This window comes from Streptomyces sp. NPDC005791, assembly GCF_042871485.1.
Classification (GTDB): domain Bacteria; phylum Actinomycetota; class Actinomycetes; order Streptomycetales; family Streptomycetaceae; genus Streptomyces.
Map to the genome: position 1 here is coordinate 60,126 of NZ_JBIAIP010000013.1, position 19,400 is coordinate 79,525.

17 protein-coding genes are annotated in these 19,400 nt (G+C 71.5%); 5 read left to right on the forward strand and 12 right to left on the reverse strand.

Annotated elements, in window-relative coordinates; translation table 11 throughout:
• Nucleotides 1-184: 184 nt before the first annotated feature.
• From ACFYSH_RS24580 to ACFYSH_RS24590, 3 genes are read right to left on the reverse strand one after another with little or no spacing between them, the layout of a single operon-like run.
• Nucleotides 185-778 carry a TetR/AcrR family transcriptional regulator gene (locus ACFYSH_RS24580; protein WP_359471043.1) on the reverse strand — a complete coding sequence of 198 codons (594 nt, stop codon included), beginning with the start codon at nucleotides 776-778 and terminating at the stop codon, nucleotides 185-187.
• Nucleotides 779-816: 38 nt separating this feature from the next.
• Nucleotides 817-2,484, reverse strand: coding sequence for an AMP-binding protein (locus ACFYSH_RS24585; RefSeq protein ID WP_388755228.1), 1,668 nt, complete (start codon nucleotides 2,482-2,484; stop codon nucleotides 817-819).
• Complete coding sequence (locus ACFYSH_RS24590) at nucleotides 2,481-3,245, reverse strand: SDR family oxidoreductase (RefSeq protein WP_359471039.1); 765 nt, start codon at nucleotides 3,243-3,245, stop codon at nucleotides 2,481-2,483. The genes ACFYSH_RS24585 and ACFYSH_RS24590 overlap by 4 nt, the downstream gene beginning before the upstream one ends.
• 172 nt (nucleotides 3,246-3,417) lie before the next feature.
• Here ACFYSH_RS24590 and ACFYSH_RS24595 point away from each other — a divergent pair, with 172 nt between their 5' ends.
• Nucleotides 3,418-4,686: a DUF1343 domain-containing protein gene (locus ACFYSH_RS24595; protein WP_359471036.1), complete on the forward strand. Its 1,269-nt coding sequence runs from the start codon at nucleotides 3,418-3,420 to the stop codon at nucleotides 4,684-4,686.
• A gap of 192 nt (nucleotides 4,687-4,878) precedes the next feature.
• Here ACFYSH_RS24595 and ACFYSH_RS24600 read toward each other — a convergent pair whose 3' ends face one another.
• Nucleotides 4,879-7,707 (reverse strand): penicillin acylase family protein, encoded by a 2,829-nt coding sequence (locus tag ACFYSH_RS24600; protein ID WP_388755232.1) that lies wholly within the window; start codon nucleotides 7,705-7,707, stop codon nucleotides 4,879-4,881.
• A 221-nt stretch (nucleotides 7,708-7,928) separates the two neighbouring features.
• Between ACFYSH_RS24600 and ACFYSH_RS24605 the strand changes: the two genes are divergently transcribed.
• Nucleotides 7,929-8,543 carry a hypothetical protein gene (locus ACFYSH_RS24605; RefSeq protein WP_359471032.1) on the forward strand — a complete coding sequence of 205 codons (615 nt, stop codon included), beginning with the start codon at nucleotides 7,929-7,931 and terminating at the stop codon, nucleotides 8,541-8,543.
• A gap of 41 nt (nucleotides 8,544-8,584) precedes the next feature.
• Here ACFYSH_RS24605 and soxR read toward each other — a convergent pair whose 3' ends face one another.
• Nucleotides 8,585-9,058: a redox-sensitive transcriptional activator SoxR gene (soxR, locus tag ACFYSH_RS24610; RefSeq protein ID WP_359471030.1), complete on the reverse strand. Its 474-nt coding sequence runs from the start codon at nucleotides 9,056-9,058 to the stop codon at nucleotides 8,585-8,587.
• 158 nt (nucleotides 9,059-9,216) lie between these two features.
• On the opposite strand from soxR, the gene ACFYSH_RS24615 reads away from it, so the two are divergent.
• On the forward strand, nucleotides 9,217-9,678 hold the full coding sequence (locus ACFYSH_RS24615; protein WP_359471028.1) for a MaoC family dehydratase: 462 nt from the start codon (nucleotides 9,217-9,219) through the stop codon (nucleotides 9,676-9,678).
• Between the two features lie 67 nt (nucleotides 9,679-9,745).
• Here ACFYSH_RS24615 and ACFYSH_RS24620 read toward each other — a convergent pair whose 3' ends face one another.
• The 3 genes from ACFYSH_RS24620 to ACFYSH_RS24630 all read right to left on the reverse strand — a co-directional run bounded on the left by ACFYSH_RS24620 (nucleotide 9,746) and on the right by ACFYSH_RS24630 (nucleotide 11,976).
• The gene (locus ACFYSH_RS24620) at nucleotides 9,746-10,369 is read right to left on the reverse strand and encodes a TetR/AcrR family transcriptional regulator (RefSeq protein ID WP_359471025.1); all 624 of its coding nucleotides are present in this window, start codon (nucleotides 10,367-10,369) and stop codon (nucleotides 9,746-9,748) included.
• An 83-nt stretch (nucleotides 10,370-10,452) separates the two neighbouring features.
• Nucleotides 10,453-10,743 (reverse strand): YiaA/YiaB family inner membrane protein, encoded by a 291-nt coding sequence (locus ACFYSH_RS24625; protein ID WP_359471023.1) that lies wholly within the window; start codon nucleotides 10,741-10,743, stop codon nucleotides 10,453-10,455.
• An 81-nt stretch (nucleotides 10,744-10,824) separates the two neighbouring features.
• Nucleotides 10,825-11,976, reverse strand: a complete 1,152-nt coding sequence (locus ACFYSH_RS24630) for an acyl-CoA dehydrogenase family protein (protein ID WP_359471021.1) — start codon at nucleotides 11,974-11,976, stop codon at nucleotides 10,825-10,827.
• Between the two features lie 65 nt (nucleotides 11,977-12,041).
• Between ACFYSH_RS24630 and ACFYSH_RS24635 the strand changes: the two genes are divergently transcribed.
• Together ACFYSH_RS24635 and ACFYSH_RS24640 are read left to right on the forward strand one after the other, a co-directional pair.
• Nucleotides 12,042-12,716: a TetR/AcrR family transcriptional regulator gene (locus ACFYSH_RS24635; RefSeq protein ID WP_388755238.1), complete on the forward strand. Its 675-nt coding sequence runs from the start codon at nucleotides 12,042-12,044 to the stop codon at nucleotides 12,714-12,716.
• A gap of 164 nt (nucleotides 12,717-12,880) precedes the next feature.
• Complete coding sequence (locus ACFYSH_RS24640; RefSeq protein ID WP_388755241.1) at nucleotides 12,881-13,855, forward strand: DMT family transporter; 975 nt, start codon at nucleotides 12,881-12,883, stop codon at nucleotides 13,853-13,855.
• 36 nt (nucleotides 13,856-13,891) lie between these two features.
• On the opposite strand, the gene ACFYSH_RS24645 is transcribed toward ACFYSH_RS24640, so the two are convergent.
• From ACFYSH_RS24645 to ACFYSH_RS24660, 4 genes are all read right to left on the reverse strand, one after another.
• Nucleotides 13,892-14,971 (reverse strand): Zn-dependent alcohol dehydrogenase, encoded by a 1,080-nt coding sequence (locus ACFYSH_RS24645; protein WP_359471015.1) that lies wholly within the window; start codon nucleotides 14,969-14,971, stop codon nucleotides 13,892-13,894.
• Nucleotides 14,972-15,000: 29 nt separating this feature from the next.
• Complete coding sequence (locus tag ACFYSH_RS24650) at nucleotides 15,001-16,395, reverse strand: aldehyde dehydrogenase family protein (RefSeq protein WP_388755245.1); 1,395 nt, start codon at nucleotides 16,393-16,395, stop codon at nucleotides 15,001-15,003.
• A 217-nt stretch (nucleotides 16,396-16,612) separates the two neighbouring features.
• On the reverse strand, nucleotides 16,613-17,911 hold the full coding sequence (locus tag ACFYSH_RS24655; protein ID WP_388755248.1) for an MFS transporter: 1,299 nt from the start codon (nucleotides 17,909-17,911) through the stop codon (nucleotides 16,613-16,615).
• Nucleotides 17,911-19,341 (reverse strand): CitMHS family transporter, encoded by a 1,431-nt coding sequence (locus tag ACFYSH_RS24660; RefSeq protein WP_388755251.1) that lies wholly within the window; start codon nucleotides 19,339-19,341, stop codon nucleotides 17,911-17,913. The genes ACFYSH_RS24655 and ACFYSH_RS24660 overlap by 1 nt, the downstream gene beginning before the upstream one ends.
• Nucleotides 19,342-19,400: the final 59 nt, after the last annotated feature.

Genomic DNA, 19,400 nt, shown 5'->3' on the forward strand with positions numbered 1-19,400 from the left:
GTGGCCGGGCGAGCGCCGGGGCGCTCGTACGCGGTGTCCTACCTGCTCAGGCACCTCGCGCGCCGGGGCCGGGCCTCTTGGCGGGGTCGAACGCGACATGGCCGACGATTTCGGCACACCGCTGGACCGGTTCGCGGCCGAGTCCGCCGTGCGGGAGGAACCAGGCTCGGGGACTGCCGGGGCGTCAGGGGCGCAGGGCCCGCAGCAGCAGGTCGGCCAGATGGTCCGCGACCTCCTGCTGGCTGAGCGGGCCGTCAGGGCTGTACCACGTGGACAGGTGGTGGACCGATCCGAAGTGGTAGTCGACGACCAGGTCGGCCGGGGTGGCCGTGGAGAACACACCCGCCCGCTGCCCCTCCTCGACCAGGGCCCGGAAACGCTCGTGGTACCGGCGGCGCTCCATCCTGACCTGCTTGTTCTTCTCCGGGCTCAGATGGTGCATGGAGCGGAAGAAGATCGAGGCGTCGTCGAGGTTGTCGATGGTCGTGACGACGACGTCCGCCGCCGCGTCACGCAGTCGCCGCTCGATCGGCGCCTCGGCGTTCGCATAGGCGTCGAGGCGCTCCTGCTGGAGCCGCAGCACGCGGGCGTAGACCTCCTGGAGGAGGTCCTCCTTGGAGCCGAAGTAGTGGTAGAGCGCCCCTTTGGTGACACCCGCCGCCTCGACGATCTCCTGGACGGAGGTGCGGTCGTAGCCCTGTTCCGCGAAGAGCCGGGTGGCGGCGGCCAGCAGCCTCTGGGGCACGGGCGTACCGTTCTCGTCCGTCGCCTTGGCCATTGCCGCCACCTGCCCTCTCGTACCGCGCGTGAACTGTTCTAACGGGGGGAACGCAGTTCTCGCCTGAGGATCTTCCCACTCGCCGTCTTCGGGAGTTCGGTCAGGATCTCCACTTCGCGCGGGTACTTGTAGGCGGCCAGCCGTTCCTTGCAGTACGCGCTGAGCTCGCCGGGTTCCGTCCCGGCGCCCGGCCGCAGGCTGACGTAGGCCCGGACGGTCTCCCCCCGGTAGGCGTCGGGGACACCCACGACGGCCGCCTCACGGACCGCCGGATGGGTGTAGAGGACATCCTCGACCTCCCGGGGCCACACCTTGAAGCCGGAGGCGTTGATCATGTCCTTCTTACGGTCCACGACGTAGAGCCAGCCCGCGGTGTCCATGAATCCGATGTCCCCGGTGCGCAGTTCCCCGTCCGGGAAAGCGGCTTCGGTGGCCTCGGGCAGGTTCCAGTAGCCGGAGACGACCTGCGGCCCCCGCACGGCGATCTCGCCCTGCTCACCGAAGGGGACGTCGTCGCCCTTCTCGTCGATGATCCTGACCAGGGTGTCGGGGCCGGGCACACCGACGGAGAGGGTCCCGGACACGGGGTCGACGGGCGCCTCGTGCTCCGGCGGCACGGCGGCGCAGGGCGCGGTGCACTCGGTGAGTCCGTAGCCGTTGCGGATGTACGGGCCGAAGTCCGCCCGGAACTTCTCGACCAGGGCCGGCGGCAGCGGCGCACCGCCCGAGGAGATCACCTCGAAGGAGGCGAAGTGCTTCCGGGTGACGTCCGGGTGCGCGGCGAGCGCCATGAAGGCGGTCGACGGGCCCACGGTGTAGGCCGGGCGGTGCTCCGCGAAGGCTTCCAGGACGACGCTCGCCTCGAAGCGGTAGGCCAGGACCAGGGTGCCCGCGTTGGCGACGCAGGCGGCGAGCTGGCACACCATGCCGGTGATGTGGAAGAGCGGGGCCAGCGCGAAGTAGGCCGCGCCCTCGCCGATCGGGTGGCCGGCCCGCTGACGCTCGGCGTTGATCATGATGTTGCCCTGGGAGTTCATGGCCCCCTTGGGGGTGCCGCTCGTCCCGGAGGTGTAGCTGATCAGGGCGGTGTCGGCGGCGGTGAGTTCCCGGTCCCCGGGGGCGGCGAGGCCTCGCCGGGCCACGGCCACCAGGTCGCGGGCCCACGCGTCGGGGCCGGGCGCGGGGAGCCGCTCGAAGCCGAGCACGCGCGGGTCGTCGGCCGACTGGAGGTCGAGCTCACAGGCCGTGACGGCGATCCTCACGCTCACAGCCGCCTCGGCGGTGGCCCGCAGATACGACTCCCAGATCCGGTCCGAGCAGATCAGCGCGGTGACCTCGGCGTCCTTCAGCACGTGCCCGACCTCGCCGGACTTGTACATCGGGTTGAGCGGGACGACGGTCGCGCCGGCCTTCCAGGCCCCGAGCAGCGCGAGGACGAAGTGCGGGGTGTTCTGCAGCATGATCGCGACCCGGTCTCCGCGCCGCAGCCCCTCGGCGGCGAGGTGTCCCGCCACGGAGTCGGACAGCTCGTCGGTCTCCCGGTAGCTGAGACGCCCGTCGAAGTAGGCGAGTGCCGTGTGGTCCGGGGCCCGCCCGACGGCCTCGCGGAAGGCGTGCACCACGGTCTCGGCCGGATGGACGGGGGCGAGCTGGGCCTCGCTGAGCAAGGCGGTCCAGGGCTTCGCCGCGTAGATCGAGTCGGTCATGCGCCGGCCCCCTCCCACTTCTGCTGCAGGTGATTCATGTTGCCGATCCACTGGTCGGGGTCCTTGGCGCGGGCGCGGTAGTAGCCGGCCACCTCCGGGTGCGGCAGGACGAGGAAGCGGTCCTGCTCCATCGCGTCGAACAGGGCGTCGGCGACGGCCTCCGGCTCGATGGCGGTGGGCGCGAGCACCAGGTCGCCCGCGGAGCCGGCCGCCGTGAGCATGTCCGTACGCACCCCCTGGGGGCAGATCGTGTGGACCTTGACGCCCCGGTGCCGGTAGGTCAGCGAGAGCCACTCGGCGAAGGCGACCGCACCGTGCTTGGTGACGCTGTACGGCGCGGCACCGATCATCGTCAGCAGCCCGGCCGCGGACGCGGTGGAGACGAAGCGCCCGCTGCCGCGCTCCAGCCAGTCCGGCAGGAGCGCCTTGGCCGCGCGGACGTGCGCCATGACGTTGACGTCCCAGGCCCTGGCCCAGACGTCCTCCTCGGCGAAGGCGTCTCCGCCCGAGGCGAGTCCGGCGTTGGCGCAGTAGATGTCCACCGTGCCGTCGAGCGCGTCACGGGCGGCGTCCACGATGCCGGAGGCGTCGCCGGCCACGACGGTGCCGCCGATCTCCTCGGCGAGCGGCTTGATCCGGTCGGCGTCGAGGTCGTTGACCACGACCCGCGCGCCCTCGGCGGCGAATCTGCGGGCCAGGGCGGCCCCGATGCCGCCTCCGGCTCCTGTCACCACTACGCCAGCGCCCCGCACCGTACTCATCGGTCCCGCCTCTCTCAGCCGTCTTCCCCAGCAGACTAACCAGTCGGTATGTGATCGGGGAAGGGGTGGGGGGCAGGACTGGGAATCTGCCCGGTCCCGGCCGTTCCGCGCGGACCGCGCCCGCGCTAGCGTGCGTGGCCATGACTGTCGGCGCGATCATGGAGGTAGCGGAATGACCCTGTCCAGACGTGGTGTGCTGGCCGTCGGCGGCGCGATGGGAGCTCTCGCGGCGACCACCGCGGGACCCGGGACGGCCGCGGCCGCAGGCCGGGGGCCCGGCGGGCGCGCCCGGGTCCGCACCGGCTTCGAGCGGCTGGCGTCCGACGGTTACCGGCTGCTGGCCGGTCAGAAGGTCGGCATCGTCACCAACCCCACCGGGATCACCTCCGACGTCGAGCACGTCGTCGACGTCATGCATCCGGACGAGCGGGTGAACCTGACGGCCGTCTTCGGCCCCGAGCACGGCTTCCGGGGGACCGCGCAGGCGGGCGGCTCGGAGGGGCGGTACGACGACCCGGCGACCGGGCTGCCGGTCTACGACACGTACCTGAAGAGCGGGCAGCCGCTGGCCGACATCTTCACCACGTCCGGTGTGGACACGGTGGTCTTCGACATCCAGGACGCGGGCGCCCGCTTCTACACGTACATCTGGACCCTGTACGACTGCATGCAGGCGGCGGCGCTCGCGGGCAAACGGTTCGTCGTCCTCGACCGGCCGAACCCGGTGACGGGGCGGGCCGCGTCGGGGCCGGTGCTGGACCCGGCGTTCGCGACGTTCGTGGGGCGGCGGGAGATCTCCCAGGCGCACGGGATGACGGTGGCGGAGCTGGCGCTGCTGTTCAACGCGCGGTTCCTGGCGTCCGGGCCGGTGGAGCTGGACGTCGTGAAGATGTCCGGGTGGCGGCGGGCGGACTTCTTCGACACGACGGGCCTGCCGTGGGTGCCGCCGAGCCCGAACATGCCGACGCCCGACACGGCGCTGGTCTACCCGGGCACCTGCCTGTTCGAGGGCACGAACCTCTCCGAAGGCCGGGGCACCACCCGCCCCTTCGAACTACTGGGCGCGGAGGGGATCGACCACCGGTGGGCGGCGGCGGCGAACGCGCTGGAGCTGCCGGGTGTGGCGTTCCGTGAGGCGTACTTCGCGCCGACGTTCTCGAAGTTCCAGGGGAAGACGGTCGGCGGGGTACAGGTACACGTCCAGGACCGGGATGCCTTCGACCCCGTACGCACCGGGATCGCGCTGCTGGTCACGGCGAAGCGGACATGGAGCGGATTCGCCTGGCGGGCGGACAACTGGATCGACAAGCTCACGGGCAACACCCGGGTCCGCACGATGATCGACGCGGGCGCGGACACGGACGAGGTGGTGGGCGCCTGGGAGGCGGACCTCGCGGCGTTCCGTGCGGTGCGGCGGTCGTACCTGCTGTACCGCGGCTGACCTCGCGCCTCGGTGCCGGCCGTGCCGGCCACGGACGTCGGCGCGGGCATTGGAGGGTGTGGGCGCGGGCACGGCGACGCCCGGGTGGTGAGGTCCAGTTCGCCCGGGGACACGAACGTCCCTCACCGTATCCGTGCCCGCAGGACCCGGCCACGCGTTGTCCGGTGGCCGGGCCCGGGCCGCTCCGGTCGGCTACCGGTGCGAGGGGAATTCCACGACCAGCTGGTAGGTGGGCCGGTTCTGCCAGTGGATGGACTTCTGCGAGATCCCGCCCAGCGGGCGGTGGATGATCGCGTCGGTGCACCACTGCTCACCGGCCTCGCAGGTGTCGTCACCCGGGTAGACCTCGGTGGCCGGTGTGGCCACCGCCTCCCTCAGGGTGGCGAGCAGCGCGGCCCGGCAGGCGCTCAGGTCGCCACCTCCGCAGTACGTCTTCGCCAGCGGCCCCTCGACGGGCTGCCCGAGGACCTTGCGCAGGTCCTTGTCGACGAAGCCCCACCAGCCGTACTGGAAGGCGGAGCCGCTGTGCGCGCCGCTCGGCCCGTGACTGGCGGCCGGGGACTCGTCGGTGGCCAGGCTCGCGGTGAACGCCGTGTAGAGGTCGTCACCGAGGCCCGGACGGAACTCCGCCTCGACCAGCTTTGGCCACCACGCGTCCATGATCCGTACCGCGTCGGCGTGCGTATACGTGTGCGATCCGGAGCTGGTCTCCTTGCGCTGCGCCCCGGCCGCCCGCCAGGAATCCAGCTGCTGGACCACCGCCTTCAGCTCGGGGTCGGTGACCGGCTGGGAGCGCAGCACCTTCAGGAGCTCGGGAAGCAGCTGTTCGCCCCGCAGGTCGGTGAGGGCCGCGTCCGCCATCGCTCGGGTGAGGGAGGAGCGGGTCACGCCGCCCTCCTCGACCAGTTCGGCCACCCGGTCGTCCAGCAGGTCACCCCGGTGCACGGCGCCGAAGCCGAACGCGGCGGTGGAGTAGTCCTGGGCCTGACGGTTGTTCCAGGAGATGTAGTAGTCCTGGCCGCTGGAGTGCGGGTGTTCGGCGAACGGGGTGTGGTCGGTGGTGTTGGCAGCCGGGTCGTAGCCCTGCCACTCGTACGCCTTCTCGGCCTTGACCGGCAGCGCCGCGTCCACCCCGGGCGCGCGCACGGGGTTCATGCCGCTGTTGTAGTAGGCCGTGGTGCGCGAGTCCGCGTAGAACCAGTTGAAGGCGTAGTCGATATGGCTCGCCGCCTGCTGGAAGGAGGCCGCGTCCGTCACGTACGCCGGGTCGTTGAGCAGTTGGAAGCCGATGATCGAGTCGGCCTCGTGCCGGTAGGTGGTGCGCAGCGAGGTGTACGCGACGGGCTTGCCGTCCACCGTGGCGCGGTGGGTGACGATGCCGTAGTCGGTGCGCCACACCTGCATCCGGTAGGAGCCCTTGGCCGTGGAGTCGGCGACGGTGGGCTTCCAGGAGTTGACGCGCTCGAGCTTCTCCATGGCCGTGCAGGCGCCGTCGTTCCGGTAGTGCGTGGAGTCCTTGGTGGGGGCCGAACCGCCGGGTTCGCAGAGCTCGACGGCGTACGTGTCGGTGATGTCCTGCGCCGCCGAGGTGGCGCTCCAGGCGTAGTCCTGGCCACGGCCCATCTGGATGTACATGCCGACTCCGGCGAAGGAGACGCCGCGGGCGCTGATACCGGGGCCCTGGAGTTCCTGGAGCATCATCAGCTGCGGGGCGAAGTACCCGGTCTGGGGGCCCATGACGGCGACCGGGTTGCCGCTCGCGGTGTGCTTGCCGGACACCAGGAGGGCGTTGGACATCCCGCGCTTTTGGGCGCCGTCACCCGATCCGGGCAGCGCCCCCTCCGGGATGACGCCGTCGTCGTACATCCCCTGGAGCGGCGCGAGCGCGTCCGGCGCGTCGACGGGGGCCTTCCTGTCCGTGCCCGCCGAGCCGGTGCGGTCGTATATCAGCGGTTCCGGGGTGACGGAGTCCGCGTCGGGAAGGGCGGTGCCCCGGGCCTTGTCGGGCTTGCCCGCGTAGGGGAACGAGGTGCCGTCGTGGACGGTGAGGACGGCCTCGGGATCGTTGCGCTGGCGGAAGGACTCCCAGACGCGGGTGCCCTCCTGGACGCCGTACTTCTGCTGGGCGGCGAGCAGCGACAGCGCGGCCTGGACCTCGCCGCCGCCGCCCCCGCCGAACTGACCGCCGACGACGGAGGCGATCGAGATCAGGTCGGTCAGCTTGAACGGCTGGATCTCGCCGATGTTCGTGAGGGAGTCGATCTTCCCGGTGAGGACGTACTCGCCCGGGAAGTAGCGGCCCTGTTTGGACTTCTCGCGGTAGGCGTTGATCCCGTCGACGTAGGCCTGGGCGTCGGCCATCGCCTGCTCACCGCGTGCGCCCTCGGTGGTCCTGATCCGTTCGACCTGGGCCTCGAGATCCGCCTCGGTGTACGGGGCCTGTGGCCAGAACTGTTGCTCCAGACCCTGGTTGGCCAGTGCTCCGCCGGCGAAGGAGGTCAACTGTCCGCGACCGATGTGCCGGAAGAGGTCCATCAGCCACAGCCGGTCCTGTCCGGCGGCGAACCCGGCGCCGAACTCGGTGCCGTAGCGGGTCGTGCCCTTGATGTGGGGCACACCGCTCTTCTTGTCCCGGGTGATCGTGACGTCCTCGCGGGGCCTGGTCACCGACTCGACCTGGTCGGCGGCGACCCCGAAGGAGGCGTCGTTGAAGAAGTCGGTCAGTTTCTGGTCGGTGAGGCCCGTGTGCCCCGCGACCAGGCCGTCGTAGCGGTCGAGCTGGTCGTCGCTGTGCGCGGGGTGCGTGCCGAATGCCTTGTTGCCGAGGATCTCGACGAGGGTGGCGTTGCCGTTCTCGCCGGGCGGCAGGATGTCCGCGCACCGGTTCCCGCAGTGATCGGTGACGGCGAACGGCTCCGGCTCCGCCGCTCCGGCGCCGGGCGCCGAGGCGAGCAGGGACGTGCCGAGGGCGAGGACGGCCGCGACTGTGGCGGCTGAGAGCGTGCGGGTGCGTGGGGGCATGCGTGTTCCTCCGGGTGGCCGATGCGCCGGAGGTTACTGGCGGTACGCCGCGCCGGTAAGATGAACCTCGGTCACTTTTGACGGATCACCACACGCTCACAGGCGCTCCCGCACGGCCCGTCTCAGCCCGTGGACACATTTCGCCCTTGGATGGAGCCAGATCGGGCAGTCGTACGTCCATCCCTTGACGCCGAAGAACGAGCGACGGAGGTGGCAGTGCCATGGCCGGTTTCCGGAGTCTTGCGAGACAGGTCCGCGATCCACGGGGCGATCTGGCCTTGCGGCGGTACTCGCTGCGCAAATGCCTGGAGCGGTTCGCCCCCTACGGCCACCGGGCGACCTGGGATCACCTGTGTGCCCGGCACGGTATCGAGCCCGAGGACCGGGCACCTGAACCGATACGCCTGATCCGCGCCCTGGAGGAACTGGAGGAGGCGCGGGCCGTCTGGCTCGCGTACGAGGCGGGCTTCGCCGAGCGGAGGCGCCGTGAGAAACACGACGGGCTGCGCCGGCCCGGCACCTTCGACGACTGGCACCGGCGGACCTGGGGCGGCAACGGGATCGCCCACTGCGAGGACCCGGGCATCCACCCCAGCGCACCCCTGGCCGAGGTCCTGGGACGGCTGATCGCGGCCCTGGGCGCGAACCCGGGCGCCGCGTGCCCGGTCTGTACGGGCACGGGCATCGTCTGGCGGCAGGACCTGGACCGCGAGCCCCGGTCCGGTCCGGTGTGCACCGGCTGCGGCATCGTGGTCCCCCGGCCGGTCCTGACGGCGGGCGCGCTGGCCAGGGCCGGACGAGCACGGACGGGGGACCTGACGGCGTCAGCGGCCTGAGGGGCCGGCCGCGGGTGGCCGGGCGACCGGCGGGGGCGCGCTCAGGAGGGGTCGGCCCCGCCCAGCTCGGGCATCAGACGCGACCCGGCCATCCGGTCACCGAAGACGTCGTCGGGGTTGGACAGCACGCAGGTCTCCAGTGACAGGCAACCGCATCCGATGCAGTCGGTGAGATGGTCGCGCAGTCGCCCCAGCTGTTTGATGCGGTCGTCCAGCTCCGAGCGCCACGCCTGGGAGAGCCTGGCCCAGTCCTCACGGTTCGGCGTGCGCTCCTCCGGCAGCTCGGCCAGCGCCTCCCGGATCGTGGCGAGCGGAATACCCACCCGCTGCGCCGCGCGGACGAACGCCACCCGGCGCAGCGCCTCCCTGGTGTAGCGGCGCTGGTTGCCGCTGGTGCGTCGACTGCTGATCAGGCCCTTGGTCTCGTAGAAGTGCAGGGCGGACACCGCGGCGCCACTACGGGCGGAGAGCTGGCCGACGGTGAGTTCTTGGTAGGTCTGCGGGATCTGTGGCACTCCCCCAACCCTAGTGGCCACGCCTCGGCCGCTACCGCTTCTTCGAAAACCCGGCCGGTCCGTCGTTGACAGGGAGGCATGACCCACCCATGCTGAGCAAGCGCTTAGACATTGCCCGTGAGGGGCGACCGACAGCCCGGAAGGCAGGGACCAGGAACATGGCAGAGCCGAAGATCTTCACGTCCGCACAGGAGCTGCGGGACGGGGTGGGCGAGGAGCTCGGTCACAGCGACTGGCTGGAGATCGAGCAGAAGAGGATCGACCAGTTCGCCGAGGCCACGGGTGACCACCAGTGGATCCATGTGGACCCGGAGCGCTCCGCGAACGGCCCCTTCGGAACGACGATCGCGCACGGTTATCTGACCCTGTCGCTGCTGCCGGTGCTCGTCCCGCAGGTCCTGCGGGTCGAGGGCGCCAAGATGGGCATCAACTACGGGACCAACAAGGTCCGCTTCCCGTCGACCGTCCCGGTGGGCTCGCGCCTGCGGGCCACGGCGGTACTCAAGAGCGTCGAGGAGGCGGGCGGCGGCGTGCAGGTGACCGCTCTCGTCACGGTCGAGCGCGAGGGCGGCGACAAGCCGGCCTGCGTCGCGGAGTCGGTCTCGCGCTACTACTTCTGAGCGGGGACGCCGGTCCGGGTACGTACGTGGTGCGCCGGGCCGGCGTGGGCGCCCGGCGCACCCGCCGTCACTTCTGGGCGCCCACCATGCGCAGGACGAGGTCCGCGTAGAGGGTGCCGACCTCCTCGGGCGTCCGGCTGCCCTGCGCGTTGAACCAGCGCGCCACGTCGATGCACAGCGACAGCACGGCGAGCGTGGTGCCCGGGACGTCGGGTACGTCGAACTCGCCCGCCCGGACGCCGTCGCCGATGATCCGGCGCACCGCGGCGTCACTCCTCCTGCGCAGGCCGACGATCTCGGCGCGGTGCTCCTCGCCGAGCGCCTCCAGCTCGTACTGCACGACCCGGGCCGTGGTGTGCCGCTCGGCGTGCCAGCTGACGAAGGACCGGACCGCGTCCGCGAGCCGCTCGGCCGCCGTGCCGTCCTTGTCGGCGGCCGTCTCCAGCAGGAGCAGGGCGCGGTCGTGACCGATCCTGCTGATCCGGTGGAGCAGCTCCTCCTTGGTCTTGTAGTGGATGTAGAGCGCGGCCGGACTCATCCCGGCACGGCCGGCGATGTCGCGGGTGGTGGTCGCGTGGTAGCCCCGTTCGGCGAAGGCCTCGACGGCCGCGACGAGCAGCCGCCTCGCCGCCTCGGGCGTGACCTCGCTCCACGGCGCGCTGTCGCCGTCGGTCTCCTCCGCCGTGCTCATCGCCACATGCCCCTTTCCGCTGGCAGGACGAACACCATACCGCGAACCTGAGCAAGCGCTTAGATCGCTCGGCGGGTGAGACGTCAGAGCTTCTGGAAGGGGTCGTGCTCGGCGAGGATCTTCTCCAGCCTGGCCTGGTCGACCCGGCTGACGATCTGCCCCGCCTCCTGCCGGTCCCTGATGACCTTGGCGAGGGTGAAGCACGAGGTGACGAGATAGAGCACGCCGATGGCGAGGAAAGCCCGCACCCAGGCGTCGGCGTCGAGGAAGAAGATGCCGAGCGCCACCGCGCCCGACGCCACCCCGAAGGAGAGGACGGCCTGTCCGTAGAAGGCGGTGGTGTTCTGCTGCTTGACCGATGGTGTCTCACTCATGTCGCACAGCATGGGCGGCTGTGGTGTACGCGGGTATCCGTCGGCGTACTCAGCCGGTACTCATGAGTTCGGGCGGCGGGCTCAGAAGGCGGAGACCCCCGTCAGCGCCCGGCCGATGATCAGTTTCTGGATCTGGCTGGTGCCCTCGTACAGGGTCATCACACGGGCATCCCTGACCAGTTTGCCGACGGGATACTCATCGATGTAGCCGTAACCGCCGAACACCTGCAGGGCGTTGTTCGCGGCGCGGACAGCGGCCTCGGACGCGAAGAGCTTCGCGGTGGATGCGGCGGTGGCGAAGTCCTGGCCGCGGTCGACGAGGTCGGCGACGCGCCAGGTCAGCATGCGGGCGGCGTCGACGTCCACGGAGATGTCGCTGATGAGCTCCTGGACGAGCTGATAGCTCGCGATGGACTTGCCGAACTGCTCACGCTCGCCCGCGTAGCGCACGGCGGCGTCCAGGGCGGCCTGGGCGATACCGACACAGCCGGCCGCGACCGACATCCGGCCCTTGGCCAGGGCGGACATGGCGATGGAGAAGCCCTTGCCCTCGGGGCCCAGGAGGGCGGAGGCGGGCACCCGGACGTCCTCCAGCACCAGTTCGGCCGTGGCCTGGCCGCGCAGCCCGAGCTTGCCGTGGACGGTGCGCCGGGTGAGGCCGGGGGTGTCGGCCGGCACCAGGAAGGCGGAGACGCCCCGGTGGCCCGGGGTGTCGTTCGTGCGGGCGAACAGCAGGACCACATCGGCCCAGGTGCCGTTGGTGATGAACATCTTGGAGCCGTTGATGACGTAGGCGTCGCCCTCCCGCACGGCCCTGGTGGTCAGGTTCCCGGCGTCGGAGCCGGTGCCCGGCTCGGTGAGACCGAAGCAGCCGACGGCCTCGCCGGCGGTGAGCTCCGGCAGCCACCGCTGCTTCTGCTCCTCGCTGCCCCAGGACGCGACGGTCTTGGCGACCAGGCCGAGCGAGACGGACACGATGCCGCGCACCGAGGAGTCACCGCGGCCGAGCTCCTCGGTCACCAGGCAGTAGGCGAGATGGTCGCCACCGGAACCGCCGTACTCCTCCGGGATCGTCAGCCCCAGGAAGCCGAGGGCTCCCAGCTTCTTGACGATCGACTTGTCGACACTCTCGGCACGGTCCCACTCGACGACATGCGGGGTGATCTCCCGTGCCACGAAGTCCTCGGCGAGCTGCCGGACGGCGTCCTGCTCCTCACTCAGCTCCAGGTTCATCCTGCGCCACCCCACTATAAATTAGCACTGCTAGTTTTAGGCTTGCAGGCCCTACTATGTGCCGCATGGCCCGACCGCGCAAGCCCCTCCTCAGCAGAGACCGCATCATCGAGGCGGCGGGCGCGCTCGTCGACGCCGAAGGGCTGGACGCCGTCTCCACCCGCCGCCTCGCCGCCGAGCTGGGGGTCAGCGGACCCTCGCTCTACAACCACTTCCGGAACAAGGACGAGATCCTGGACGCGGTCGCCGACGCCGTGTCCGCGCAGGTCGACCTGTCGATGTTCGAGGAGGCCGACCAGCGCGGCTGGTCCGCCGCCCTGCACGACTGGGCCGTCTCCTACCGTGCGGCGCTCGCCGCGCACCCGCACATCGTCCCGGTGCTCGCCCAGGGGCCCGGCCGCCGCCCGGCCGGGCTGCGGGTCGCCGACGCGGTCTTCGGCGCCATGGTCCGGGCCGGCTGGCCGCCCGCCCAGGCCACCTACATCGGCGCTCTGATGCGCTACTTCATCACCGGGTCCGCGCTCGGCTCCTTCGCCCGCGGATTCGTCGACGACGAGACGGCGTACGACCCCGCCGACTATCCCCACCTCGGCCAGGCCCATCTGCTGGCCGACCGCCGCCACCAGGTCGACGAGGGCGCTTTCGAGACCGGGCTGCGCGCACTGCTGGACGGCCTCACGATCCAGTACGAGCAGAGGGCCGCCGGCCGCACGGTTCGGCCCGCGCCGAACGGTGCCTGACGCATACTGGGCCCATGGCCCGAACGACACCGCACGCTCTCGGCCGCGCCCCGGCTCGCCGTGCCGCGCGCCCCGTCGGCGCATCCGGGCATCGAGCCGGCGACGATTGACGCGAGCTGACAATTGGGTGGGGCCCGGACAGCTCACGGCTTATCGTCATGACCATGACGACGACACCGCCACCGGCAGCGCACCCCGCCTCGCCTGCCACCCCCGGACGCGACTGGCGCGCTCCGGCCGCCGCGTGCACCACGGTCATCCTGTGGGCCTCCGCATTCGTCTCCATCCGCAGCGCGGGCGAGTCGTACTCACCGGGGGCACTGGCACTGGGCCGGCTCCTCGCGGGCACGCTGACACTCGGAGCGATCCTGCTCGTACGGCGCGAGGGGCTGCCGTCGCGGGCGGCGTGGCCGGGCATCATCGGGTCCGGGCTGCTCTGGTTCGGGCTCTACATGGTCGTACTCAACTGGGGTGAGCAGCAGGTCGACGCGGGCACGGCGGCCATGGTCGTGAACGTCGGGCCGATCCTGATGGCGCTGCTGGGTGCCCGGCTGCTCGGTGAGGCGCTGCCGCGCCGGCTCGTGACGGGCATGGCGGTCTCGTTCGCGGGCGCGGTCGTCGTCGGTCTCTCCATGTCGGGCCACGGGAGTTCCTCGGTTCTCGGCGTACTCCTGTGTCTGCTGGCCGCCGTGTCGTACGCGGGCGGGGTGGTCATCCAGAAGCCCGCGCTGCGGCACGGATCCCCGCTCCAGATCACCACGTTCGGCTGTCTGATCGGTACGGTCGCCTGCCTGCCGTTCACCGGGGTGCTGGTCTCCGAGGCGGCCGACGCCCCTGTGTCCGCCACGCTCAACATGATCTATCTCGGCGTGTTCCCGACCGCGCTGGCCTTCACCACCTGGGCCTACGCCCTGGCCAGGACCACCGCGGGCCGGATGGGCGCGACGACGTACGCGGTACCCGCGCTGGTGGTGCTGATGTCCTGGCTGCTGCTCGACGAGGTCCCCGCGCTGCTCACCGTCGCAGGCGGGCTGCTCTGCCTGGCCGGGGTCGCGGTCTCCCGGTCCCGCGCACGGCGTGACCAGGCGGCCGGGGATCCGCCGGCCGGCGCCCAGCAGGTGCCGGCCGACCGGACCTGAGCCGCCGGATCTGGACGGACCTCCTCGCGCGAGACGCTAGAACACGACCAGCGCGCGCCCGCCCTTGCCCGCGATCATGTTCTCGAAGGCCGCCGGGATGCCGTCCAGCGCGATCCGCTCCGTCACCAGCATGGAGAGGTCGAACCGTCCGGCGCGGATGTGTTCGGCGAGCACCGGCAGGTCGCGGGCCGGGTCGCTGTTGCCGTAGACGCAGCCGGTGAGGGAGCGGCCCCAGTGGAAGATCTCCAGGGCGTTGAACGTCACCTGCTGGTCCTTGCCACCGATGCCCACGACCGTGGTGCGGCCGCCGCGGCGGGTGGACTCCCAGGCGCCGCGGATCGTGGCGGGCCGCCCCACGCACTCCACCGCGACGTCCGCGCCCTGGCCCCCGGTGAGCTTGCGGACCGCGCGCGGTGTGGTGTCGGAGGCGACGACGTAGTCGGTGGCACCGGCCCGGCGGGCGAGCTCCTCCTTCTCCGGTGACACGTCCACGGCGATGATCTTCGACGCACCGGCGATACGGGCGGCCTGCAGGACGGCGAGGCCGACCCCGCCGATGCCGAAGACGACGACGCTCTCGCCCTCGCGGACCCGGGCGCAGTGGTGCACCGCCCCGTATCCGGTCAGTACCGCGCAGCCGAGCAGCGCGGCGTCGGTGAGCGGGATGCCGGCGGGGGCGGGCAGCACGCAGTTGGCGGCGACGACGGTCTCCTGGGCGAAGGCCGCGACGTTGAGGCCCGGGTGGAGCTCGGTGCCGTCGGCCGTACGGGCGTGGATGTTCGCCGCGCCCTTGAGCGCGTCCGCGCAGAGCCACACCTCGCCGATCCCGCAGTGGAAGCAGGCTCCGCAGGACGGCGCCCAGTTGAGGACCACCGGGTCGCCCGCGGCGACGTGGGTGACCCCGTCACCGACGGCGAGCACCGTGCCCGCCCCCTCGTGGCCGAGGACGGCGGGCACGGGCAGCCGCATGGTGCCGTTGGTCAGGGACAGGTCGGAGTGGCAGACGCCGGCGGCGGCGAGACCGATGCTCACCTGGCCGGGGCCGGGTTCCGGGAGTTCGATGTCGGTGATCTCCAAAGGAGCTCCGACGGCGGGCAGTACAGCGGCGCGGACCACGAACAGACTCCTCGGTGGGTCGGAGAGGCTCAGAACTGGAGGGACTTGGTCTGGAGGTACTCGGAGAGGCCGTGCGGGCCGAGCTCTCGGCCCACCCCGGACTGCTTGTAACCACCGAAGGGCGCCAGGGGGTTGAAGCGTCCGCCGTTGATGTCGACCTGCCCGGTGTCCATGCGGCGGGCGAAGGCCACGGCCTCCTCGTCGTCGGCGCCCCAGACGGCGCCGGCGAGCCCGTACACGGTGTCGTTGGCGATGCGCAGGGCGTCGTCCACGTCCTCGTACCGCAGGATCGAGAGCACCGGGCCGAAGATCTCCTCCCGCGCGATGGTCATGCCGGGCGTGACGTCGGCGAAGACCGTGGGGCGGACGTAGTAGCCCTGGTCCCTGGGCGCCTCGGGGCCTCCCGCGACGAGGCGGGCGCCCTCCTCGATGCCCTTCTCGATGTAACCCCGGACCCGGGCCTGCTGCTTGGCGTTGACGACGGGGCCGACGCGCTCCCCGGGTACGTACTTGGCGACGGCCGCGGTGGCGAGGCCCACGGCCTCCTCGTACCGCTCGGCGTCGACCAGCATGCGGGTCCAGGCGCTGCACGTCTGCCCGGAGTTGGACATCACGTTGGCCACGCCCACGTTGACGGCCCTGGCGAGGTCGGCGCCGGGCAGGATCACGTTGGCGGACTTGCCGCCGAGCTCCAGCGCGACGCGCTTGACCGCCGCTCCCGCGGTGGCCCCGATCCGCTTGCCGACGGCCGTGGATCCGGTGAAGGAGACCAGGTCGACGTCCTCGTGCCCGGCGAGCGCCTGGCCGGCGACCGCCCCGATGCCGGTGACGAGGTTGAAGACGCCGGCCGGGAGCCCCGCTTCCTGGGTGGCCTCGGCGAAGAGCTGAGCGGTGAGCGGGGTGTCCTCGGCGGGCTTGAGGACGACGGTGCAGCCGGCGGCCAGCGCGGGCGCCACCTTGGCGACGATCTGGTGGAGCGGGTAGTTCCAGGGCGTGATCGCGCCGACGACGCCGACGGGCTCCAGCAGGACGGTGGAGTTGCCGAGCTTCTCCTCGAAGGAGTACGAGGCGGCCAGCTCGGCGTACGAACCGGCGACCAGCACCGGTACGCCCGCGTGCACCGTCCGGGACAGCGGCAGCGGCGAGCCGAGCTCGGCGGTGACGGTCTCGGCGATCTCGTCCTTGCGTGCGGCGAGCACGTCGCGCAGGGCGGCGATCCTCTCGGCGCGCTCGGCGGGCGGGGTGGCCGCCCAGCCGGGGAACGCGGCACGTGCGGCACGCACCGCGGCGTCGACGTCCTCGGCGGTGCCCGCCGGGACGTGACCGATGACCTGTTCGTCCGCCGGGTTCACGACCGCGATCGTGTCCCGGCCGGAGGCGGGCCGCCACTCCCCGCCGATGTACATCCCGTCATGCGCCTTCATGGCTGTCCCTCCCGGGCTCGCTGTGCCTGCCGCCGAAGCCGTGCGGCGTACGGACGGATGCCGTCCCGGCCCAAACTAGCGCTGTTAGTTTTTCGGCGCCAGGGAACGGCCGGAGACACAGATCACGCGCGGACCACGGCGACGTCGGACGCCGGCGTCCGGGGCGTCCCGGAGCGGTCGGGACCCGGCCCTGGAAGGAGGCGTCGGCCGCCTCGTGTCAGGGGGAGTCCCGCTCGGCACAGGGGCGTTCGGCACAGGGGTGTTCGGCGCGGGGGCGTTCGGCGCGGGGGCGTTCGGCGCGGGGCTCGGGCTCCTCGGCTGCCGGATCCGCCGTCGCCCTCGGCCCGCCGCCCCGCAGACCGAGTCCGGCCGCACCGACGAGCAGCGCGCCCAGCATCACGAACGGGGCCGCCGTGCCCGCGACCCCGGCGATCAGCCCGGCCGAGGCGGGAGCCGCGACCTGGCCGAGCCGGTTACCGGTGAGCCTGAGGGCGAGCGCGGTGGAGCGGGCCGCCGCAGGGGCCGCCTGGACGACGGTGGTCATGGAGAGCGGCTGGCCGACACCCAGGCAGAAGCCCAGCACCGCCAGCACGACGGCCAGCCCCCACACCGGGACGGGCAGGGCGATGGCCGCACAGAGCAGGCCGCCGAGCAGGCAGGTCGTGGAGAGCAGGGCGGTCCTTCCCACCCGGCGCAGCATCGGTGCCATGACGAGCCGGCATGCGATGGTCGCGGCGGCCCGCAGGCTGAGCAGCAGGCCTACGGTGGCGGGCGCGATGCCGCGGTGTTCCCCGACGACCGGCAGATAGGCGGTGAGGATGTCGGTGGCACTGAGCACGGCGAGGCTGATGAAGATGCCGGCCGGGACCCCCCGGGTACGCAGGATGCTGCCGACCGGCACCTTGTCGGCCGATGTCCGGGGCGGTCCGGCGGTCTTCCGGTGCTCGATGCGCCACAGCGAGGTGAGGGAGACGGCGGCGACGACCGCCGAGACGAGCAGGGCGAGGGCGCTCGTACGGGCCATCGCGCCGTCCCGCTCGGAGATGAGGTAGCCCGCGGCGATCGGGCCGACGAGCTGGCCGAGGGAAGCGCCGATCGTGAAGTGGCCGAAGTTGCGGTCCTGGTCGGCGGGGGCCGACTGCCGGGCGACGAGCGACTGCGCGCCGATCACGAAGCAGAGGTGCCCGAGGCCCATGACCCCGCTCCACGCCGCCAGCGCCGCGAGGGAGCCGGCGGCTCCGCTGAGCGCGCAGCCGGCGCCGATCAGCAGGACACCGACGGGCAGCAGCGGCGCGCAGCGGCCGTGATCGGTCCGCCGGCCCAGCGGCACCGCGGCGAACAGCGGCAGGAGCGCGTACACACCGGCGATGACGCCGATCGCGCGCTCGTCGGCACCCAGCGAGAGCGCCCGGTAGGAGACGGCGGGCCGCGCCATCGACACCGCCCCCTGCGCGAAGGCGAAGGCGATGACGAGGCGCAGCAGCCAGCCCCTGCCGGGCCGCGGTCGCGGAGGCATCAGATGATCCCGAAGAGGATTCCGGCGCCGAGGACCACCAGCGAGGTGAGCACGGCCCACTTGACCGTGAACCGGGTGTGGTCGCCGAACTCGACCTTGGCCATGCCGACCAGGACGTACACGGCGGGCACGAGCGGGGACGACATGTGCAGCGGCTGTCCCGCGATGGAGGCGCGAGCGATCTCCAGGGGGGAGACGCCGTGGGCGGCGCCGGCCTCGGCAAGCACGGGCAGCACTCCGAAGTAGAAGCCGTCGTTGGACATGAAGTACGTGAGGGGGAGGCTCAGCAGACCGGTGACGACGGCCATGTGCGGGCCCATTCCGTCGGGGATCGCCCCGACGAGCCAGTCCGCCATGTGTTCGACCATACCGGTGCCGGTGAGCACGCCGGTGAAGACGGCCGCGGCGAAGACCATGCCGGAGACGTTGAGCACGTTGTCCGCGTGGGCCGCGATCCTGGCGCGCTGGTCGGGCATGTGCGGGAAGTTGACGGTGAGGGCGAGGGCCGCGCCGAGCAGGAAGAGCACCGGGATCGGCATGAGCTCCAGGATCATCGCGGCCAGCAGGGCGACGGTGAGGCCGGCGTTGAACCAGTAGAGCTTGGGGCGGAGCGTGGACCGGTTGGGGTCGAGGCCCTTGAACTCCTCCTCCTCCTCGTCGTCGTCCACGCCGCCGGTGCTGGTGCCGCTGCCGGTGCTGGTGCCGCTGCCGGTGCCGCTGCCGGTGCCACCGCCGTTCGGGGCCTTCGTGAGCCGGTCGCCGCCGCCCGCACCGACGAGGACGGTCTCGGTCACCAGCGCCTCGTCGAGCGTGAGCATGCCGAGCCGCTTGCGCTCGCGACGGCCCAGGACGAAGGCGAGGAGGATCACGGCGAGGAGGCCGACGGCGAGAGCCGGGATCATCGGGACGAAGATGTCGGCCGCGTCGACCTTCAGCGCGGTGGCCGCGCGGGCGGTGGGGCCGCCCCAGGGCAGGGTGTTCATGACCCCGTTCGCGGTGGCGGCGACACCGGTCATCACGACCAGGCTCATCTTCAGCCGCTTGTAGAGCGGATACATCGCCGAGACCGTGATCATGAAGGTGGTGGAACCGTCACCGTCCAGCGAGACGATCGCGGCGAGCAGCGCCGTACCGACGACGATCCGCATCGGGTCGGCCTTGCAGAAGCGCAGGATGCCCCGGACGATCGGGTCGAAGAGGCCGACGTCGATCATCACGCCGAAGTAGACGATGGCGAACATCAGCATCGCCGCAGTCGGCGCGAGGGTGCCGACCCCTTCGATGACGTAGTCGCCGAGCTGTGCGCCCTGTCCGACGGCCACGCAGAACAGGGCGGGGATCAGGACCAGCGCCGCGATCGGCGACATCTTCTTCGTCATGATCAGGACCAGGAAGGTCGCGATCATGGCAAAGCCGAGGATTGTCAACATATGGGCTACCTAACGTTCACCTTTGAACTCTCACCGATGCCGGCGTCCGGATGACGTTA